The 19,677-nt window shown below is 41.3% G+C and carries 19 protein-coding genes and 1 riboswitch; of the genes, 12 read left to right on the top strand and 7 right to left on the bottom strand.

Features of this window, described 5'->3' with window-relative positions; genetic code table 11:
• Position 1: 1 nt before the first annotated feature.
• From trpD to AAFN64_RS11465, 4 genes are all read right to left on the bottom strand, one after another.
• A complete protein-coding gene (trpD, locus tag AAFN64_RS11480; protein WP_347760531.1) occupies positions 2-997 on the bottom strand; it encodes an anthranilate phosphoribosyltransferase in 996 nt (331 codons plus the stop codon).
• An 83-nt stretch (positions 998-1,080) separates the two neighbouring features.
• Complete coding sequence (locus AAFN64_RS11475) at positions 1,081-1,650, bottom strand: aminodeoxychorismate/anthranilate synthase component II (RefSeq protein ID WP_347760530.1); 570 nt, start codon at positions 1,648-1,650, stop codon at positions 1,081-1,083.
• A 41-nt stretch (positions 1,651-1,691) separates the two neighbouring features.
• On the bottom strand, positions 1,692-3,092 hold the full coding sequence (locus AAFN64_RS11470) for an anthranilate synthase component I family protein (RefSeq protein ID WP_347760529.1): 1,401 nt from the start codon (positions 3,090-3,092) through the stop codon (positions 1,692-1,694).
• Between the two features lie 243 nt (positions 3,093-3,335).
• Positions 3,336-4,640, bottom strand: a complete 1,305-nt coding sequence (locus tag AAFN64_RS11465; protein WP_347760528.1) for a voltage-gated chloride channel family protein — start codon at positions 4,638-4,640, stop codon at positions 3,336-3,338.
• A gap of 37 nt (positions 4,641-4,677) precedes the next feature.
• Positions 4,678-4,740: riboswitch (Fluoride riboswitch) on the bottom strand.
• Between the two features lie 629 nt (positions 4,741-5,369).
• Between AAFN64_RS11465 and AAFN64_RS11460 the strand changes: the two genes are divergently transcribed.
• Genes AAFN64_RS11460 through AAFN64_RS11415 form a run of 10 tightly spaced genes read left to right on the top strand, consistent with a single transcriptional unit; the run spans position 5,370 to position 16,372 of the window.
• Complete coding sequence (locus AAFN64_RS11460) at positions 5,370-6,065, top strand: phosphoadenylyl-sulfate reductase (RefSeq protein ID WP_347760527.1); 696 nt, start codon at positions 5,370-5,372, stop codon at positions 6,063-6,065.
• Positions 6,066-6,085: 20 nt separating this feature from the next.
• Positions 6,086-6,991 (top strand): sulfate adenylyltransferase subunit CysD, encoded by a 906-nt coding sequence (cysD, locus tag AAFN64_RS11455; RefSeq protein WP_347760526.1) that lies wholly within the window; start codon positions 6,086-6,088, stop codon positions 6,989-6,991.
• Positions 6,992-7,017: 26 nt separating this feature from the next.
• On the top strand, positions 7,018-8,253 hold the full coding sequence (locus tag AAFN64_RS11450) for a GTP-binding protein (RefSeq protein WP_347760525.1): 1,236 nt from the start codon (positions 7,018-7,020) through the stop codon (positions 8,251-8,253).
• Between the two features lie 4 nt (positions 8,254-8,257).
• Positions 8,258-9,070 (top strand): serine O-acetyltransferase EpsC, encoded by an 813-nt coding sequence (gene epsC / locus AAFN64_RS11445; RefSeq protein ID WP_347760524.1) that lies wholly within the window; start codon positions 8,258-8,260, stop codon positions 9,068-9,070.
• A 22-nt stretch (positions 9,071-9,092) separates the two neighbouring features.
• Positions 9,093-10,004 carry a cysteine synthase A gene (gene cysK, locus AAFN64_RS11440; RefSeq protein ID WP_347760523.1) on the top strand — a complete coding sequence of 304 codons (912 nt, stop codon included), beginning with the start codon at positions 9,093-9,095 and terminating at the stop codon, positions 10,002-10,004.
• A 32-nt stretch (positions 10,005-10,036) separates the two neighbouring features.
• Positions 10,037-10,852 (top strand): uroporphyrinogen-III C-methyltransferase, encoded by an 816-nt coding sequence (gene cobA, locus AAFN64_RS11435; RefSeq protein ID WP_300488179.1) that lies wholly within the window; start codon positions 10,037-10,039, stop codon positions 10,850-10,852.
• The gene (locus AAFN64_RS11430; RefSeq protein ID WP_347760522.1) at positions 10,842-12,497 is read left to right on the top strand and encodes a flavodoxin domain-containing protein; all 1,656 of its coding nucleotides are present in this window, start codon (positions 10,842-10,844) and stop codon (positions 12,495-12,497) included. Before cobA ends, AAFN64_RS11430 begins: the two co-directional genes overlap by 11 nt.
• A gap of 24 nt (positions 12,498-12,521) precedes the next feature.
• Positions 12,522-14,171 (top strand): NADPH-dependent assimilatory sulfite reductase hemoprotein subunit, encoded by a 1,650-nt coding sequence (locus AAFN64_RS11425; protein WP_347760521.1) that lies wholly within the window; start codon positions 12,522-12,524, stop codon positions 14,169-14,171.
• Entirely contained in the window at positions 14,122-14,931 is an 810-nt protein-coding gene (locus AAFN64_RS11420) for a DUF2490 domain-containing protein (protein WP_347760520.1), read from the top strand. The genes AAFN64_RS11425 and AAFN64_RS11420 overlap by 50 nt, the downstream gene beginning before the upstream one ends.
• Positions 14,921-16,372: a TSUP family transporter gene (locus tag AAFN64_RS11415; protein ID WP_347760519.1), complete on the top strand. Its 1,452-nt coding sequence runs from the start codon at positions 14,921-14,923 to the stop codon at positions 16,370-16,372. The genes AAFN64_RS11420 and AAFN64_RS11415 overlap by 11 nt, the downstream gene beginning before the upstream one ends.
• Positions 16,373-16,454: 82 nt before the next feature.
• Here AAFN64_RS11415 and AAFN64_RS11410 read toward each other — a convergent pair whose 3' ends face one another.
• Genes AAFN64_RS11410 through AAFN64_RS11400 form a run of 3 tightly spaced genes read right to left on the bottom strand, consistent with a single transcriptional unit; the run spans position 16,455 to position 18,150 of the window.
• Positions 16,455-17,021, bottom strand: a complete 567-nt coding sequence (locus tag AAFN64_RS11410) for a YceI family protein (RefSeq protein ID WP_347760518.1) — start codon at positions 17,019-17,021, stop codon at positions 16,455-16,457.
• A gap of 28 nt (positions 17,022-17,049) precedes the next feature.
• Complete coding sequence (locus AAFN64_RS11405) at positions 17,050-17,682, bottom strand: NAD(P)H-dependent oxidoreductase (RefSeq protein WP_347760517.1); 633 nt, start codon at positions 17,680-17,682, stop codon at positions 17,050-17,052.
• Positions 17,683-17,694: 12 nt separating this feature from the next.
• A complete protein-coding gene (locus AAFN64_RS11400; RefSeq protein WP_300488200.1) occupies positions 17,695-18,150 on the bottom strand; it encodes a MarR family transcriptional regulator in 456 nt (151 codons plus the stop codon).
• Positions 18,151-18,286: 136 nt separating this feature from the next.
• Here AAFN64_RS11400 and AAFN64_RS11395 point away from each other — a divergent pair, with 136 nt between their 5' ends.
• Entirely contained in the window at positions 18,287-18,853 is a 567-nt protein-coding gene (locus tag AAFN64_RS11395) for a TlpA family protein disulfide reductase (RefSeq protein ID WP_347760516.1), read from the top strand.
• Positions 18,854-18,878: 25 nt separating this feature from the next.
• The gene (locus AAFN64_RS11390; protein WP_347760515.1) at positions 18,879-19,490 is read left to right on the top strand and encodes a thioredoxin family protein; all 612 of its coding nucleotides are present in this window, start codon (positions 18,879-18,881) and stop codon (positions 19,488-19,490) included.
• Positions 19,491-19,677 lie beyond the last annotated feature (187 nt).

Genomic DNA, 19,677 nt, shown 5'->3' with positions numbered 1-19,677 from the left:
CTTAACGGGAACTTAATTGTTGTAGTTTGTTTAATTTTTCTAGGGCTTTACCGGATTGCAAACTTTCCATAGCCATAGCAAATCCGTCCGCTATACTCATTTGATTTACCGTAACAAGAGCAATCGCGGCATTGGCACAAACCACATTGTTTTGCGCTTCGGTTCCTTTTCCGGAAATAATGTCCAGGAAAAGTTGTGCCGATTCGGTTACGGTCGTTCCGCCTTTTATAGCATCCGGATCCAGGCGACTTACGTTAAAATCGTCGGGTTTTAGTATTTGTTCACTGCGATTGGAAATCAGTTTGGTATTCCCAGTTAGGGATACTTCATCATAACCGTCGAGGCTGTTTAAAATGGTAAAATTGATCGGCGTATTCTGGTATAAATAGGCATACATTCGGGCGAGTTCCAGATTAAAAACGCCCACCATCTGGTTTTTAGGAAACGATGGATTTACCATGGGACCCAACATATTAAAAAAGGTTTTTACAGCCAGTTCCTTTCGGATACCGCCAACATTTTTCATTGCCGGATGAAATAGTGGCGCATGTAAAATACAAATATTGGCTTCTTCGATACATTGTTGTAAAAAACCGGCGTCGCTACTAAAACGGATCCCCAGATTTTCCATGACATTACTGGAACCGGATATGGAGGAGACACCATAATTTCCGTGTTTGGCCACTTTTGTTCCGGAACCGGCCACAATAAAAGAAGCCAGGGTAGATATATTAAAAGTGTCTTTTCCGTCGCCACCTGTTCCACACAGATCAATGGTGTTGTAAGCCGATAAATCAACCGGAATGCAAAGGCTTAATAAAGCATCCCGAAATCCGGCCAGTTCATCGATCGTAATGTTTCGCATCATATAGACGGTTAAAAAGCTGGCGATCTGACTCGGATTGTATGCGCCGTTGGAAATATTGACCAGAACATCCCGGGCTTCTTCGCGGCTCAGGATTTCCTGATTGATCAGTCTGTTTAATATTGTTTTCATGATTTTTAGAGATAATAAGGGCTGTATCTTAAAGCGAATTGGCTCCAGACAGGGTTAGTAATAAAGTGATATGTTAGTGTAAACTAGCTGTTTAACCAGTTTTGGAGGATACTTTTTCCATCTGGTGTAAGTACGCTTTCCGGATGGTATTGCACGCCTTTTACATCAAATGTTTTGTGGCGGAGTGACATGATCTGACCGTTATCGTCTACCGAAGTGATTTCCAGTTCGATCGGAAAATCCTCAGGGTTGATCACCCACGAATGATAACGTCCTACCTGTATGTTTTTGTTTAATCCGTTAAACAGTGGTTCATCGTCAACCGTGATGGTAACCGGTGTTGCGACTCCGTGGTATACTTTTTCAAGGTTGATCAAGCTTCCACCAAATACCTCGCCAATAGCCTGCTGACCAAGGCATACGCCCAAAATACTTTTAGTAGCCGCATACGTTCGGATGACTTCTTTTAGTAAGCCGGCTTCTTCCGGAATCCCGGGACCGGGCGACAATACGATTTTGTCGAAGTCTTTCAGTTCGTCGATCAGGAATTCATCATTGCGGAAAACCGTTACGGAACAGTCGAGATCTTCCAGGTAATGAACCAGATTATAGGTAAAACTGTCGTAATTGTCTATGATTACTATCTTTTTCATCGGATGCTTTATTTTGGGTTCTGTTTTTATTTTATTTCGGGTTAAATAGTGGTGGCCAATTCCAAAGCTTTGGTAAGAGCGCCCAGCTTGTTGTAAACCTCCTGCATTTCGTTTTCTTCAGACGAATCGGATACAATTCCGGCTCCGGCCTGATAATGTAATTGATGATTTTTACTTAAAAAGGTACGGATCATAATTGCGTGATTAAAGTTACCGTCAAAATCCATAAATCCAATAGCACCGCCGTAAAAATTCCGTGAAGTGTTTTCAATGCTTTCAATGAGTTGCATGGCTTTATACTTGGGCGCACCGCTCAAAGTACCGGCTGGAAACGTCGCAGCAACGGTCTGCATTGTCGTAGTTTTGTCGTGTAATTTCCCAGTAACTTTGGAAACCAGATGGATAACATGGGAGAAAAATTGTACTTCGCGGTATTTTTCGACCTGTACATCACGACCGTTTCGGCTTAAATCGTTGCGCGCCAGATCGACCAGCATCACATGTTCGCTGTTTTCTTTTGGATCTTCCGATAATTGTCGGGCCAGAATACTATCCGTTTCGTCGTTTCCGGTTCGCTTAAATGTTCCGGCTATCGGATGGATTTCGGCTTTCCGGTTGTGTACGACTAATTGTGCTTCCGGCGATGATCCCATGATTTTAAAATCGCCATAATCGAAAAAGAACAGGTAAGGCGATGGGTTGATACTGCGTAAAGCGCGATAAACGTTGAATTCATCCCCTTTAAAAGCCTGAGAAAAACGACGGGATAATACGAGTTGAAAAACATCCCCGCGGAAACAGTGTTGTTTGGCGCGTGCAACCTGTTGTTTAAACTCGGTATCGGTCAGGTTGGAAAGCACATCGCCTTCGGTATCAAAGGCATAACTGGCAAAATTTTTCGAAAAAAGCAATTGTTCAATTTCCGGAATATTGTTCTGATTGTCGACACTATGACTAAAAATATACGCTTCGTTTTTAAAATGATTGATCGCGATAATGTTTTGATATACGGCATAATACAAATCCGGAATTTGCAGGTCGCCCTGTTTTTTTGTTAACGTCAGTTTTTCAAAATAACGTACGGCATCATAGGAAATATACCCGAACAAACCGTTGTTGATAAACTTAAATCCGTGGTTTTCCGATTCAAAACGGGCTGCAAAATCCTGTACCGCGGTAATGACATCCGTTGGATGGGTAATGGCATTTTGATTTGTGGTACCGTCGGGAAAGCTTTGTACGATCGTTTCATTTTCCACTTTAATACTGGCAATCGGATTGCAACAGATATACGAAAAACTGTTATTATTAGCTTGATAATCACTGCTTTCCAGTAAGAGGCTGTTCGGGAATTTATCGCGGATTTTCAGATAAATGCTTACCGGTGTAATTGTGTCGGCAAGGATTTGTTTGTATTGGGTATGTAGGTGAAATTTTTTCATGGTAACGAAATTTTAATGCAACAAAAAAGGCCTGTCGTGATGACAGGCCTTTATCTATTTTTGATTTTAAAAATACAGATAGGAGGTATCGCTCACGATGTTCGACGTAAGGAATTCCACCACCAAGTATTGTTATAAAATGTGTTCATTGTTGTGAATTATGTTACAAAGGTATAAAAATCATTTTCAATTAAACAAGCCTTTTGCCGAAAAAAAATAGAAAATATTTTTTAAGGTCTTGTTTTATAGGTGTTTATCGTTGTTTTTTGCTTCGGATAAAGGCTTGCCTTTTAAACGGAGATAAAATTGATGTTTCGGACTGCCTATGATTTGTGCCGAATAAATACCGGTATGTCCGGAAAACAGATAGGCCGTTACGCAGGCAATCGCAATATAAATCCCGCTTTCGACTCCAAATAGTTCAAGACCCATTAACGTACAGGCAATAGGCGTATTCGTGGCACCCGAAAAAACCGCAACAAATCCCATTCCGGCCAGTAAAGCCATAGGCAACGGAACAAACCAGAATAGCGCATTTCCTAAGGTGGCTCCGATAAAAAATAGCGGAGTTACTTCGCCGCCTTTAAAACCGGCACCAAGGGTAAATGCGGTAAACAGCAGTTTTGCGATAAAGTCATAGGAGGCTAAATTGGAATCAAAAGCAGCCTGGATGGTAGGTATTCCCAACCCGATATATTGTGTTGTGCCAATGGCATATACCGCCAATGCTATCACAATACCGCCAACAAAAGGGCGTAAAGGCGGAAATTGGATTCGGACTTTAAACTGATGGCTCCAAAAATGCGTGGTTTTAGAAAAGAGCAGGGCTGTAAGACCAAAGATAATTCCAGCGAATACAGTCCAGGCCAAGGTTTGCGGACTCAGTTCCGGGACATAGGGAATCGAATAGTGCGTATGGTTTACATGCCAGGCCAGACAGGTATAATGTGCAATTGCAGCGACTAAAAAACCGGGTAAAATGGCTTCATATCGGATACGACCTAAAATCATAACCTCCAACGCAAAAACCGCACCGGCCAAAGGCGTTCCGAATACCGAGGCAAAACCGGCACTGATTCCCATGATCAATATAATTTTACGGTCTTCTTTTTTAAGTCCGAACCAATGGGAAATACGATCGGCTATGGCACCGCCCATTTGCACCGCTGTTCCTTCGCGTCCGGCCGATCCACCAAATAAATGGGTGAGTAATGTTCCGGCTAAGACCAATGGTACCATACGAAACGGAATCACTTTTTTGGGAGAATGGAATTCTTCGAGCAGTAAATTATTGCCTTTTACAACGTTTTCGCCCCAATAATGATAGCTTAATCCGATAAGTAGTCCGGCTAGTGGTAACAACGCTATAATCCAGAAATGCTGTTCTCTGTAAACCGTGACCCAATCGAGTGCCGTCAGGAAAAAAGCCGATAATGAACCGATAAGCATGCCAATAATGATGGCCAATACCGACCAACGAATTAGAAATAAAAGCAAGGGAAGTTGCGGAAAGGCTGCAATGTGTCGTCTGAAAAAAGTGTTGTCCATAATTGTCTTGATTACATACATCTATACCGGCATAAGCCGTGTTACAGACGTCATCAGCTTTTTAAAGCGGTTCAAGGCAGACATCATTGCCATAATTAATCGGAACAAAGATAAGGATAAATTTTTATCGGATAGTAAACCGGAATGATTTTAAAAATAAACAACAATCCATTTTGTGTTTTATTTCTGATAAAAACAGGGTGAATAACCGTATTTGTTGTGTTTTTATCAGTTGTGGTTCGTTTTTTTAGGTTTCGGCTGCGAAAAATTAATTTCAAAAAATATTTTTTTATTTGGTGAATATTTAAAAAATGTTATAAGTTTGCAACATCAAAACAAATGATTTCGATGACAAATTCGGTTTTATCTATGGCGATGTGTATGTGCTGCTCAGTTAATGAGAGGAGCCTTGCTATTCGTTAATGTCGGTAAAACATTTTCAAATATCAGTAAACTCCTCAAGCAATTGGGGAGTTTTTTTTTGATCCCAATCCAAACAAAAAATAAAACTTACAAAAATAATTTCAGATAAAAATGACCAAAACAACAACCCATTTCACTAAAAAAGCAATAGCTGCAGTTTGTATGATGATGTGTTGTTGTATGCGAAACTTCGCAAGAGGCCGTCTGTCGTATTAGTTGCTGTAAGATAATAGTACCTGTTGATAAGCCTCTTGTTCCCAAGAGGCTTTTTTTATACCCGATTTTTAAAAAACAAACAAAATAAACATGGAAGAAACAACAATCAGTTCACTAAAACAAGGAAAAAACCTAAGGGAAAGCCTGGCGTTTTTGTCTGAAAATACTACTGGTAAAATAGTGTTTTCAACCAGTTTTGGTATTGAAGACCAGTTGATTACCGATGCCATTTTTGCTCAGAACCTGGACAATGTGGAAGTCTTTACTCTCGATACCGGTCGTTTATTTCCGGAAACCTATGCGACCTGGGATAAGACCTTGTTACAGTATGGCAAAAAGATAAAAACCTATTATCCGGAGCAAAATCATCTGGAAAAATTTGTGGAAGAACAAGGAATCAACGCTTTTTACGGAAGCACGGAATTACGCAAACAATGTTGCCATATCCGTAAAGTAGAACCATTGCAACGTGCTTTAAGCGGAGCAACGGTTTGGATAACCGGGCTTCGCGCCGAACACTCGGCGAACCGGAACAATCTGGAAATCGTACAATGGGACGCGCAATACCAGTTGTACAAATACAATCCGCTATTGCACTGGACGACTCAGGAAGTGAAAAACTACGCCGAAAAAAACGGTATACCCTATAACATTTTACACGATAAAGGCTTTGTCAGTATAGGCTGCGCACCCTGTACCAGAGCCATAAAAGAAGGTGACGATTTCCGTGCCGGTCGCTGGTGGTGGGAAGAAACCTCCAAAAAAGAATGCGGACTACATCAGTAAACAACCCTAAAATAAAAGATATGAGTGCTACAAAAGAATATTTAAAACAATTAGAAGACGAAGCGATATACATTCTTCGCGAAACCGCGGCACAGTTCGAAAAGCCGGCCTTGTTGTTTTCCGGCGGAAAGGATTCGATTGTCCTGGTACATCTGGCCTTAAAAGCGTTCCGACCGGGGAAGTTTCCGTTTCCGTTGGTGCATATCGATACGGGGCATAATTTTCCGGAAGCCATTGCTTTTCGGGATTATCTGGTCGATCGGATTGGCGAAAAGTTAATTGTCGGTTCGGTGGAAGACAGCATCCGAAAATACAATCTGAAAGAAACACCGGGGCGTTTTCCGTCGCGTAATGCCTTGCAAACCTATACGTTACTGGATATTATTCAGGAAAATGAATTTGATGCCTGTATCGGTGGAGCGCGTCGTGACGAAGAAAAAGCGCGGGCCAAGGAACGCATCTTTTCGGTTCGGGACGATTTTGGACAATGGGATCCAAAATTACAACGTCCGGAATTATGGGATATCCTAAACGGTAAAATCCAGAAAGGACATAATGTCCGCGTTTTCCCGATTAGCAACTGGACGGAACTGGACGTGTGGAATTATATCCAGCAAGAGGCTATCGAATTGCCGGAACTCTATTTTGCTCATCACCGGGAATGTATCGTACATCAGGATAAACTGGTCGCAACTTCCGAATTTATCCAGCCGCTTCCTACCGATACCGTGGTTGTGGAAAAAGTGCGCTACCGAACTGTTGGCGACATGACGTGTACGGCGGCTGTTCCGTCGGATGCCGAAACGATTCAGGATATAATCGATGACATTATCCAGACGCGGATTAGCGAAAGAGGGCAAACCCGATTGGATGATCAGCTATCGGAAGCCGCAATGGAAGACCGTAAAAAACAAGGTTATTTTTAAAAACAACACCTCTAAAAACATAAAAAATGAACACATTAAAATTTATAACAGCCGGAAATGTAGACGATGGTAAAAGTACGCTGATCGGGCGTTTGCTTTACGATTCCGATAGTATTCATACCGACCAGCTGGGCGTTTTGCAAAAGCAAACCAAACAGGAAAATGTAGCGATCGATTTATCGTTGATCACCGACGGACTTCGAGCCGAACGGGAACAGGGAATTACGATCGATGTGGCCTATAAATATTTTGCCACTTCGAGACGGAAATTTATCATCGCCGATGCGCCCGGACACGAACAATATACCCGGAATATGATTACCGGAGCGTCAAATTCCGATTTGATCATTGTTCTGGTGGATGCGCGTAAAGGAATTACCACGCAAACCAAACGTCATGCGAGTGTGGGTTCGTTAATGGGGATCAAAAAGGCCATTATCGCGATCAATAAAATTGATTTAGTGGACTATTCCGAAGCGGTTTTTAATACGATTAAAGCCGATTTTGAAGCGATTCGTTCGGAATTAACCTATGATGAAATCGCATATATCCCCGTAAGCGCACTGGTGGGCGATAATATCGTAACGAAATCGGAAAACACGCCTTGGTTTGAAGGCGATGCATTGTTAAGTACGCTGGAACATATTGAGATTCCGACAAAAGAAAATCTCGTAGCCCGTTTTCAAGTGCAATGGGTAATTCGGCCTAAAGATGAGGAAAATCACGATTACCGCGGATATGCCGGGCAAATCTTAAGTGGAAGTTATGCCACAGGCGATTCGGTAGTGATTTTACCTTCGGGAATTGAAACAAAAATTATAAAAATTGAAAGGCACCAGGAAGTGGTCAATCAGGCTACGGCTGGCGACAATGTGGTACTTCATCTGGGGCATAATATCGATATCAGTAGAGGCGATACGATTGTAAAAGCCAATGCCTTACCGCTTACGTCAAATGAATTAAAAGCCTGGATTTGCTGGTTGGATACGGCACCATTACAAATCGGAAAAACCTATCTGCTGCAACATCGTTTTAAAACGGTACGGGTAAAAATCCAGGCGGTCGATCGGAAATGGGATGTCAACCAATGGCAATTTGATCAGACGCATGAGCTTGGCATTAATGACATTGGTAAGATTGCCCTACGTTCGAGTCAGCCGTTGTTTTTTGATCCTTTTGCCGAAAATTCCCGAAACGGAAATGCCATTCTGGTCGACGAAACAACGTTCAATACGGTAGGTGCTTTAATGTTTTTACCCTAAAGCGATGGAACATCCGTTATACCGAAAAAATAAGGGAAACCACGAACGGATTCCCGATAAGGCAAAAACCGGAATATGGATCGAAAAGCTGTTTAACTGGCTTTTTGCAATCGATGTCGAATTGGACAATTATACCGTCTTCTTGGAAAAAGAAAAGGAATTGCAGTCGGAACTGACTGAAATAGTAAAATACGTACTGACAGATAAACAAGCCCAAATCGTAACAAACACCTTTTTTGAATCACTGGAAACCGTTCACGACTTACTGGAAGCGGATTTAGAAACCATTTTTAATTTCGATCCGGCGGCAAAATCCAGAAATGAAGTACTCGCGGCATATCCCGGTTTTTTTTCCATTGTAGTCTACCGTCTGGCGCATTTGCTCTGGAAAAGTAACGTACCGGTAGTTCCAAGGTTGGTTTCGGAATATGTACACGGAAAAACCGGTATCGACATCCATCCGGGAGCAAAAATCGGTGCTCGTTTTTTTATTGATCATGGAACAGGTGTGGTCATCGGAGAAACGACAGTTATTGGTAATGATGTTAAAATTTACCAAGGTGTGACGTTGGGCGCCTTAAACGTGAGTAAAGATAAAGCCGAAGAAAAAAGACATCCCACGATTGGTAACAATGTGATCATCTATGCCAATGCAACCATCTTGGGTGGCGAAACGCATATTGGCGATGATGCTATTATCGGCGGAAATGTATGGATCACGCAGTCGGTTCCCAAAAAATCACTGGTTTATCACAAAAGTGAGATCGTCATTAAAAACAAAGCTCCCTTTCCGGAGCCCATCAATTTTGTCATATAAAACAACTAAAAAAAATAGAATCATGAAAGCAAATACAATTTTAGAAACAATAGGAAATACACCGGTTGTCCGACTTCAGAAGCTTTTTGGAGATCCCAAAAAAATATGGATCAAACTCGAAAAAAACAACCCGGGAAATAGTATTAAAGACCGTATCGCTCTGGCGATGATCGAAGATGCAGAACAAAAAGGCATCCTGAAACCGGGGAGCGTTATTATTGAACCAACTTCGGGAAATACCGGTATCGGACTGGCTTTGGTTGGTGCCGTTAAAGGCTATCGGGTCATTTTGGTCATGCCGGAATCGATGAGTATCGAACGTCGGAAATTAATGGAAATCTATGGTGCCGAATTTGAACTGACACCACGTGAGAAAGGAATGAAAGGCGCCATCGAAAAAGCCAACGAACTGGTAACGCAAATCCCGAATGCTTGGTCGCCACAACAGTTTGATAACCCGGCTAACGTAGCCATTCACGAAAAAACAACGGCACAGGAATTAATTCAGGATTTTCCGGAAGGTATCGATTACCTGATTACCGGAGTAGGTACCGGCGGACATATTACCGGTGTTGCGAAAGTTTTAAAAGCCAAATTTCCAAAACTACAAGTAATCGCTGTCGAACCGGAATTATCACCGGTGTTAAGTGGCGGCGAACCGGGACCACACCCGTTACAGGGAATTGGAGCCGGATTTGTGCCTTCGGTTTTACAACCGGAATTATTGGACGAAATTATACAAATCGGCAAGGATGAAGCTTTTGATTATGCCCGTAAGGTGGCAAAAGAAGAAGGAATTCTGGTTGGGATTTCAACCGGAGCGTCATTGGCGGCCGTAGCCCGAAAAATTCCGCAAATCCCGGATGGAGCTATAATTGTCACCTTTAATTATGATACAGGCGAACGTTACCTTTCGATCGAAGGGCTGTATTAATCCTGAAATAAACTAAGAAAACTAAAAAAACAATGAGTATAGAAAATAAAGGGAAAGTCATTTTAGCCGGAGCCGGTCCGGGTGATCCCGATTTAATAAGTGTAAAAGCGATCCGGTATCTGCAAACGGCAGATGTAATCCTGACCGATCGTCTGGTTGCGCCACAACTAATTGCCGATAATGCGCGTAAGGAGGCCATCATTATTTACGTTGGAAAACAATGTTCGAAGGGAATCCATACGCCGCAAAGCGATATCAATACGTTAATGGTGGAATTTGCGCTACAGGGAAAGTTGGTCGTACGACTTAAGGGTGGTGATGCATCGTTGTTTTCGAATATACTGGACGAACTGGAAGTGCTCAAAGCGAATGCGATTCCATATGAAATCGTACCCGGAATCTCCGCAGCTTTTGGTGCGGCAGCCTATACCGGCATTCCGTTAACGGCGAGAGGATTGGCACGTGGTGTGCGTTTCCTGACTTTATTCGATCTGGCATCGGTCACTCCGGAGCAATGGGCCGATTGGGGAACGACAGACGATACCCTTGTTTTCTATATGAGTGGCCAACGATTACAACAATTGGCCGGTTATCTGTTAGCCAACAATGTTGATCAAACTAAAGGACTGGCCGTGATTCAACAAGCGACAACGCCGTATCAAAAAACGAGGGTGTTTTCGTTTGCAGAATTAAAAACCAAGGAATTACCCGAGTTTGGTTATGTACCGACCTTATTAATAGTCGGGAAAGTGGTACAGTTGCACGAACAATTTGCCTGGTTCCGGGAGCAATCTAAAAACACTTCGTATTTCGATAATCATATAATAAACTTCCAACATGCTAGCTGAAAATAAATTAGAGGTACTAAAAGATCTGGTGCGACAGTATTCCCGTGAAGAAATTATTTGGACCAATGGTTATCTTGCCGGATTACTGGCGCAAAATGACGTACAGGGATCGAAAGAAACGGTAGTGCCTGTTTCGGTAAAACCAACGATTATTTATGGAACCGAAACCGGTAATTCTAAAAAATTGGCCACGCAGTTACAAACGGTTTTCAAAAAAAACAAAATCCAGTCGAAAGTGATCGATGCATTTCAATATCCGGTGGAAAAACTGGAAAAAGAAGACTTTCTGATTGTGATCATGAGCACGCAGGGTGAAGGCGATCCGCCACAAAATGCGGTTAAATTTTTTGACAATATCAGTAATAGTAATGCCAACCTTTCGAAAATCCGTTTTGCGGTTTTAGGATTGGGTGATTCGTCCTATCCGTTGTTTTGTAAAGCGGGAGAAGATCTAGACGAACAACTCGCACGACTTGGCGCACAACGCGCATTGCCGTTTCAAAAAGCCGATGTGGATTTTAGTCCGGTTGCCGAAAAATGGTTTGCCGAAATCCTGGAAAGTCTGCAACAAATAACAGTTGGAAAAGCAGTTGTGACTTCTTCGGTTGCTACTCCGGTAACACAAAAGAAAACGTTTACTGGTATTGTACGGCATAAGGTCGTTTTAAACGATCGCGGTTCGAATAAAGAAACGCATCATATTGAAATCGAAACTGACGAACCGGTAGTATACGAACCGGGCGATGCGATCGGTTTTTATCCGGAAAATGCCACAACGGAAACATTGGAAATTGCGACATTGTTACAAGCGGCTTCCCGTAGTGATGAACTGAAAACCAAAAATATCAGAGGACTTTCGAAAAAATCATTGGAGGCACTTTCGAACCTATTGGGTGTGTCTATTACCGAAACAAAAGCCGATTTACGGGATATTCTACAAAAATATCCGATCGATGCAAAAGTCACCTTCGATGCCGTTATCGGATTGTTATTGCCCATTGCGCCACGCTTGTATTCGATTGCATCAGCTGCCGAAGCGCATGACGGAGAAATCCATATAACGGTTAATCGCAATGTGTTTACAGTAGACGGTATTCCGAAATCCGGGTTGTGTTCGCAGTTTTTAGCCGATTTTCCAAAGGAGGGAAGTCTTCCGTTTTACATTCATAAAAATCCGAATTTCCGATTGCCCGATCCGGATAAAGATATCATTATGATTGGTCCCGGAACCGGAATCGCTCCGTTCCGTAGTTTTCTGGCGCACCGTGATGCTACCGCTGCCGAAGGGAAAAACTGGTTGTTTTTTGGCGAGCAGCATTTTGTATCCGATTTCTATTATCAGACCGAAATACAGGAATGGCTCGCAACCGGAGTACTAACGCGATTGGATACGGCTTTTTCAAGAGATCAGAAACATAAAATTTATGTACAGGATCGCTTAAAACAAAACGCAAAAGAGGTGAGTGAATGGCTGGATAACGGTGCTTATCTCTATATCTGCGGTCAAAAAGAACCGATGAGTACCGATGTCGAAAATACCTTGCTGGAGATTATCGCTACTGAAAAAAAGATCAGTAGTGCCGAGGCAAAGACAATTTTGGAAAACCTTGAGTCAGAAGGACGTTATCTAAAAGACGTATACTAAGCAAACATTAAATTGAACGATACTATGAGTAACGATAAATTATCCCCGATTGAAACGATTAAAGTGAATAGTGACGGACTTCGCGGGACTTTAAAAGAGAGTTTAACCGATAACCATACCGGAAACGTACGACCTGACGATGAAGCTCTGGTCAAATTCCATGGGATGTATGTTCAGGACGACCGCGACAGAAGAGCGGAAAGAGCCGAAAAAAAACTGGATAAACTCTATTCGTTTATGATCCGTTTACGCATTCCGGGTGGTGTTATCTCGGCTGATCAATGGTTGGCAACACACGCGATTTCCGAAGAATACGGTACCGGAATCCTTAAAATCACAACCCGTCAGACGCTACAGTTACACGGTTTATTAAAACACCAGTTACAACCTACAATACAGGGTTTTCTACTGGCAAAACTCGATTCGATTGCCGCTTGTGGCGACGTTAACCGAAATGTAATTTGTAGTTCGCATCCGCAGGTTTCGCCCTTATATCAGCAGATTTACGATTATGCCGATACCATTTCCACCTTGTTGTTGCCTAAAACGCAATCATATTATGAAGTGTGGATCGACGGTGAAAAAGCATACGAACGATCCTCGGAAGCCGATCCGTTATATGAAGACCGTTACCTGCCGAGAAAGTTTAAAATTGCAATCGCGATTCCGCCAACGAACGATGTGGATGTATTTGCCAATGATATCGGATTGATTGCTATTATCAAAGACGGGCAATTAAAAGGATTTAATATCGCGATTGGCGGCGGATTGGCCACCACGCACGGAAACCCGAATACCTATTCGCGGCTGGCAACGATTATTGGTTTTACCGATACGGAAGAAAAAACACTCAAAGCGGTATACGAGATTCTGACGATTCAGCGGGATTATGGAAACCGTAGCGACCGTAAGCTTTCCCGCTTAAAATATACCGTCGATAAACTTGGTGTAGAGGCGTTTAAAAAGGAACTGGAAAAACGAATTGGTTTCGAATTATTACCGGAAGAATCCTATACTTTTACCGAACGAAACGATCGCTACGGATGGCAGCAAAACCACGAAAATAAATGGTTTTATACCTTGTTTATCGAGCATGGGGTGATCAAACCCTATCAGAAGCAATTCCTTTTGGAACTGGCAGAATTACAGTTGTCCGATTTCCGGTTTACCTGTAATCAAAACCTGATTCTGGGGAATATCGAGGAAGCAACTAAAAGCAGGGTAGAAGCGTTGCTTGCTAAATATCAGATAGAAGAGCGTGATAGTGCGATGCGGAAAAGTTCGATGGCTTGTGTGGCATTGCCTACGTGTCCACTGGCGTTGGCCGAAGCACAACGGTATTTGCCGGAACTGGTTACTAAAATCGAACCGTTTCTAAAAAAATACGAACTGGATCAGGACGAAATCAGCATCCGGATGACGGGTTGTCCGAACGGCTGTGGTCGACCGTATCTGGCGGAAATCGGATTGGTTGGCACCGGACCGGGTCAGTATAACCTGATGTTGGGTGGCGACCGTTTGGGAAATCGCCTGAATCAGATTTATAAAAAACAATTAAACGAAAACGAAATACTAACGGAACTCGATATACTTTTTGATCAGTATACTAAAGAACGCTTACACTATGAGACATTTGGGGATTTTACATTTCGGAAATACTTTTCCGTCAATTAAAAAAGACAGGATACGAATACTCTTTTTAACCCTGTTATTTCCCCTGTTACTCGTGGCTCAGAAAAAAGTAACCCATCAGCAGTTATTGTGGTTTGCCTATCATAATACGATTCGGTTTAACGAAAACTGGGCGTTGCTGAGTGAAGTTCAGGAGCGGCGATTTTTTAACCCCGGAGCGCAACATCAATTGGTATTTCGCAGTAACATTCAGCGGAAGTTAATCGAAAACTGGAATGTTTCGGTTGGGATGACGTATTTTTTACAAAGTCCACAGGATCCGGAATCCGAAAGTAACCTGATTGTTCCCGAATTGCGTCCGGATATTGGTTTTGACAATAAGCAGAAATTAGCCTTTATGACGATCTCGCATCGCTATAAAATGGAAGCACGTTTTATGCACGATTTTGCCAATGACGAACTAACCGGCGGCTATCGTTTTTCGAGTTTCCGTTTTCGATACCAACTGGGATTGGACATTCCATTATGGCGACAGCAAGACACCCGGGAAGAACGATTAACGCTACGATTAAAAGACGAAATAATGCTTAATTCAGGAAGTAAAATTGTAAAAAACACTTTTGATCAAAACAGAATGTACGCGGGACTTAATTATCGGATCAATCCGGATTTTGCGGTTGAGGCCGGTTATCTCAACTGGTACCAGCAACGCGCTTCCGGAACGGACTATTACGACCGGGATATTATCCGTTTTTCGGTATTCCATACGCTATCATTAAAAACTAAAAAGCATGAAAAATAATTTGTTCCCAATATTCTTAAAAAGTGACTCGTATCGGTTTCTGATTGTTGGCGGCGGAAATGTGGGATTGGAAAAAGCTGAAACGTTATTACGGCAAAATCCGTTGACCACTTTAACGGTCGTGGCGCAAAAGATCAACTCCGGCTTACGTCAGTTACAACAAAAACACCCGCAACTCATTGTTCGGGAGCGGTCGTTTGAGGAAAACGATCTGGATACGACCGATTTTCTGATTATTGCCACCGATAATACCGCATTAAACCGGGATATCAAACAAAAAGCCAATGATAAAGGAATATTGGTCAATGCTGCCGATCAGCCGGACTTATGTGATTTTTACCTTGGCTCGATCGTAAATAAAGGGTATCTTAAAATTGCGATTTCAACCAACGGAAAATCACCGGTATTGGCACGTCGTTTACGCGAGCATTTGGAAGAGGCTATTCCGGAAAATATTAGCGATAGTATTGAAAACCTCAATGCTTTTCGCGAACAACATAAAGGCGATATTCAGGCCAAATTGGTTTCGTTAAACAAAGCAACCAAAGCACTGGTAAAGGAAACGGATAAAAGGGAAGGAAAAAAGTATAAGGAACTGACATTTGAAATTACCGTAGTTTTCCTGGCGGTCTTTTTTGGCTATGGATTGTCGTCGATCATTTCGGTTGATGAACTAAATGGGTATATCAGAGAGATTCCACCGGCTTTTTACGGAATGGTACTGGTTGGTTTTTTTGCTCAATTGGTCGATGGTGCCGTTGGTTTGGGATATGGTGTGACCTGTGCGACGAGTATGATGTTGTTCGGGATTAAGTTACCGGCGATTAGCGGAAGTATTCATACCGCGGAGATGTTTTCCAGCGGAATCAGTGGTTTTTCGCACTACAAATTCGGAAATGTCAACAAAAAATTATTGCTATGGTTGGCCATTCCAGGTGTAGTTGGAGCCATTAGCGGTGCCTTGCTGTTGATTTACCTCGGAAATAAATATGAAACGATTACCTATGCCGTTTTGGCTACCTATACCATGATCATTGGAATACGTTTGGTATTGATTGCTTTTCGAAAAAAAATCGTTCGGAAAAAAATAAAAAATACCGGTTTACTGGGATTTTCGGGAGGTCTTTTTGATGCTTTTGGCGGTGGAGGCTGGGGGCCAATTGTTACCTCAACCTTATTGGCCAAAGGACGCAAATCCAATTATGTGGTCGGAACGGTGAGTTTGGCGGAATTTTTTGTAACACTGGCGGCTTCGGCTACGTTTTTTGCCTCATTGGGCGTCAGTCATTGGTATATTGTAGTAGGACTGATTTTGGGAGGTTCCATTGCGGCACCATTAGCGGCACGACTGGCCGGTAAATTACCACAAAAAACAGCCATATTAGCCGTAGCATTTTTGGTTATCGTGTTCAGTATCCGAATGTTGTTTAAAATATTCTAATACTGTCTAATTAAAACAAAAAAAAGGTGCCGCAATAACGGCACCTTTTTCCTTTTCATAGCAATTATATAATAGGGGGATATTAGAACTGTAAGCTAACAGTTAAATCGAATTCGTCGTTGATTGCTTTGTCACCGATTGAACTGAAAATAGAACCAGAGTTGTACTCGATACCAAATTTCGTTCTGTCAACTTTAAAGCTTGTTGTAGCCGCGTTACCTTTAACAGTGATGTCGAAAGTTACAGGGTTAGTTTTGTCTTTAATTGTTAAATCAGCAGTAACAGTATACACATCGTTACCTTTGTCAGCGATAGTTTTGAAAACTAATTTAGACGTTGGGAATTTTTCAACTCCAAAGAAATCGTCAGCTTTTAAGTGACCGTCTAATCCAGCTTTTGATTTACCAGAAACGTCAGTAGCGCTGATTGTAGTCATGTCTACAGTGAAGTTACCACCTTTTAATTTTTTTCCTTTGAAAACTAAAGCACCTTCTTTTAAGTTGATAGTACCTTCGTGTTGTCCGGTTACTTTTTTACCAACCCAGTTGATTGTACTTTTAGAAACATCTACTTTTTTAGTTTGAGCTGATGCAGATAAAGTACCTAAAGCTACTACTAAAGCTAACGCAATTGATTTTAAATTTTTCATTTGATTTTAAAATGGTTTAATTAATTGATTATAAATTGATAAATAATTCTTCGTTTGATTTTCGCACTTTGGCGTAATGCTGTGTAGCATCTTCTTCATGTCGGTACCCTAAAGTAGCAATTAAGGAAGCATTTAATCCAAGCTCATTTAATCCAAGGATTTCATTTACCTTTTCCGCTTCAAAACCTTCCATAGGTGTGGCATCGATTTTTAATTCGGCAGCAGCACTTAAAAGATTACCTAATGCGATATAGGTTTGTTTAGAAGTCCAGTTGCTTAGTTTGTCGGCTGGTAAAGTGGTTAGCTTACTTTTCATAAAATCACCGTATCCGGCAATCGATTCCATCGGAATCTGACGTGTTTCCACAATATTGTTTAGGAAAGCATCAATTTGTTCTGCTCCAAAATCGGTCATGTTTGCAAAAACAAGCAGGTGAGAAGCCTCAACAATTTGTGATTGTCCCCATGAAACCGGCTGCAATTTTGCACGTACTTCCGGATTTTCAATGATCAATACTTTATACGGTTGCAGACCGTAAGAAGAAGCACTTAAACGGATCGCTTCTTTAAGGGTTTCCAAATCTTCGTTGGAAATTTTTTTGGTAGCATCAAATTTCTTTGTTGCATAACGCCATTTTAGCGTTTCTATTAAATTACTCATGTATATTTCTGATTATATTGTTCGATAACGTTCCAGTAAATCATTTAAAAGTTCCTGTTCTTCCTGACTCAGGTTTTGTGCAAACAGTTGTTCGTGATGATCCACTTTTGGATCCAGTTCTTCCAGTAGTTCCAGGCCTTTATCGGTGATGGTTACTTCCATTTTCCGACGGTTGTCCGGACAAACTTCGCGGGTTACCAGATCTTTTAATAATAACTTGTCAACCAATCGGGTCGTGTTACTGGTTTTGGCCAGCATACGTTCCTGAATCACACACATATTGGTTGGCTTTGCCTTTTGGCCTCTCAAAATCCGCAATACGTTGTACTGTTCGCTTGATAATTCATAAGGCTTTAATACCTCAGCGAATTTCTCGGAAACCAAATTTTGAGTGTACAAAATGTTTAGCACTGTTCGTTTGCCCAGTGATAATGTTTTTGTAGATTTGATGATGTCTTCGATTTTCATTGTGTTATTAAATTTGTAGGTACAAATGTAGTAATGTTTTTAATTGTATATACAAATGTTTGTTTAATTTTTTGTTAAATTTATTTTCGAGCCTGTTAGAATGCTTAATTTTAGTGGCCTAAACCCGATTTATACCATGAGAAAAATTATAATAATGCTGACTGTTTGCAGCTTTATGTCTTGTAAAAAAGAAACAACCACACCCGAAACAAACGTATCAGAACCGGAAAAAGCAGTTGTAGCCGATCAGCCAAAACCGATTAAAGTCTATGAAAAAGACGGAATTAAGGTAGCATCTTATGACTTTAATGCTTTTGAGCCGTTTTTAAAAAAGGATAACGATACGACCTATGTGGTTAATTTCTGGGCGACCTGGTGTGTACCGTGTGTAGCTGAATTACCGCATTTCGAAAAACTGAATGCGACCTATAAAGATCAAAAAGTAAAAGTTCTTTTAGTGAGTTTGGATATGCCGCAAAAAGTGGAATCCAATTTGTTGCCGTTTGTAAAAAAGAAAAATATGCAGTCGGAGGTGATCTACCTGAACGATCCGGATGCTAACGCCTGGATTAGTAAAGTCGATACGGCCTGGTCGGGTGCAATTCCGGCAACGGTGATTTATAAAGGGAACAAACGCAAGTTTTTTGAACAGTCGTTTACCTACGAAGCTTTAGAAAAAGAATTAAAATCCGTAATGAATTAAGCAACCTAAAAAACAAGTATATAATATGAAAGCAATTAAATTTTTAGCCTTGGCACTGGTAGTAGGTGTTATGAGTGCATTTACATTGATCAAACCAGCAGCCGGTTATAAGGTAGGCGATGTGGCGACTGATTTCAGTCTGAAAAATGTCGACAATAAAAAAGTATCATTAGCCGATTTCAAAGCTGCAAAAGGTTTTATCGTGGTGTTTACCTGTAACCACTGTCCGTATGCACAGGCTTACGAAGATCGTATCATTGCATTGGACAAAAAATATAAAAAATTAGGATATCCGGTTATAGCGATCAATCCAAACAATCCGGCAAAACAAAAAGACGATAGTTTCGAATTGATGCAGACACGTGCCAAAGAGAAAAACTTTACGTTCCCGTATTTATTGGATGAAGGTCAGAAAATTTATCCGCAATATGGAGCGACTAAAACGCCTCATGTGTATATCTTACAAAAAACAAAAGCTGGAAATGTGGTAAAATATATCGGAGCGATCGATGATAATTATAGCGATGCGGCTGCCGTAAAAGAAAAATATGCCGAAAACGCATTGGATGCTTTATTGAAAAACAAAGACGTAGCGGTAAAAGAAACCAAAGCGATTGGATGTTCGATTAAAGCGTAATAAGCATCTCAAAAATATTTTGAAAAGAAAGGAGTCGGTATATTACTGACTCCTTTTTATTTGATTTAAAGCCTTTTATAGGAATACGTTTTTCTTACGTAAAGGCAATGCTAAAAATTTTATATTGTTTAAATCGGGAAACCGATTAAAAGTAGCCGATTCGTTTAATAATGTGATTATATATTTT

The organism is Flavobacterium sp. CAU 1735, from assembly GCF_039888695.1.
GTDB lineage: Bacteria > Bacteroidota > Bacteroidia > Flavobacteriales > Flavobacteriaceae > Flavobacterium.
This window is presented reverse-complemented; position numbering and strand designations above follow the sequence as displayed.

Bases quoted from the DNA above. Each gene is read 5' to 3' on its own strand.
- trpD (WP_347760531.1), bottom strand. From the start codon at position 997: ATGAAAACAATATTAAACAGACTGATCAATCAGGAAATCCTGAGCCGC.
- AAFN64_RS11475 (WP_347760530.1), bottom strand. From the start codon at position 1,650: ATGAAAAAGATAGTAATCATAGACAATTACGACAGTTTTACCTATAAT.
- AAFN64_RS11470 (WP_347760529.1), bottom strand. From the start codon at position 3,092: ATGAAAAAATTTCACCTACATACCCAATACAAACAAATCCTTGCCGAC.
- AAFN64_RS11465 (WP_347760528.1), bottom strand. From the start codon at position 4,640: ATGGACAACACTTTTTTCAGACGACACATTGCAGCCTTTCCGCAACTT.
- AAFN64_RS11460 (WP_347760527.1), top strand. From the start codon at position 5,370: ATGGAAGAAACAACAATCAGTTCACTAAAACAAGGAAAAAACCTAAGG.
- cysD (WP_347760526.1), top strand. From the start codon at position 6,086: ATGAGTGCTACAAAAGAATATTTAAAACAATTAGAAGACGAAGCGATA.
- AAFN64_RS11450 (WP_347760525.1), top strand. From the start codon at position 7,018: ATGAACACATTAAAATTTATAACAGCCGGAAATGTAGACGATGGTAAA.
- epsC (WP_347760524.1), top strand. From the start codon at position 8,258: ATGGAACATCCGTTATACCGAAAAAATAAGGGAAACCACGAACGGATT.
- cysK (WP_347760523.1), top strand. From the start codon at position 9,093: ATGAAAGCAAATACAATTTTAGAAACAATAGGAAATACACCGGTTGTC.
- cobA (WP_300488179.1), top strand. From the start codon at position 10,037: ATGAGTATAGAAAATAAAGGGAAAGTCATTTTAGCCGGAGCCGGTCCG.
- AAFN64_RS11430 (WP_347760522.1), top strand. From the start codon at position 10,842: ATGCTAGCTGAAAATAAATTAGAGGTACTAAAAGATCTGGTGCGACAG.
- AAFN64_RS11425 (WP_347760521.1), top strand. From the start codon at position 12,522: ATGAGTAACGATAAATTATCCCCGATTGAAACGATTAAAGTGAATAGT.
- AAFN64_RS11420 (WP_347760520.1), top strand. From the start codon at position 14,122: ATGAGACATTTGGGGATTTTACATTTCGGAAATACTTTTCCGTCAATT.
- AAFN64_RS11415 (WP_347760519.1), top strand. From the start codon at position 14,921: ATGAAAAATAATTTGTTCCCAATATTCTTAAAAAGTGACTCGTATCGG.
- AAFN64_RS11410 (WP_347760518.1), bottom strand. From the start codon at position 17,021: ATGAAAAATTTAAAATCAATTGCGTTAGCTTTAGTAGTAGCTTTAGGT.
- AAFN64_RS11405 (WP_347760517.1), bottom strand. From the start codon at position 17,682: ATGAGTAATTTAATAGAAACGCTAAAATGGCGTTATGCAACAAAGAAA.
- AAFN64_RS11400 (WP_300488200.1), bottom strand. From the start codon at position 18,150: ATGAAAATCGAAGACATCATCAAATCTACAAAAACATTATCACTGGGC.
- AAFN64_RS11395 (WP_347760516.1), top strand. From the start codon at position 18,287: ATGAGAAAAATTATAATAATGCTGACTGTTTGCAGCTTTATGTCTTGT.
- AAFN64_RS11390 (WP_347760515.1), top strand. From the start codon at position 18,879: ATGAAAGCAATTAAATTTTTAGCCTTGGCACTGGTAGTAGGTGTTATG.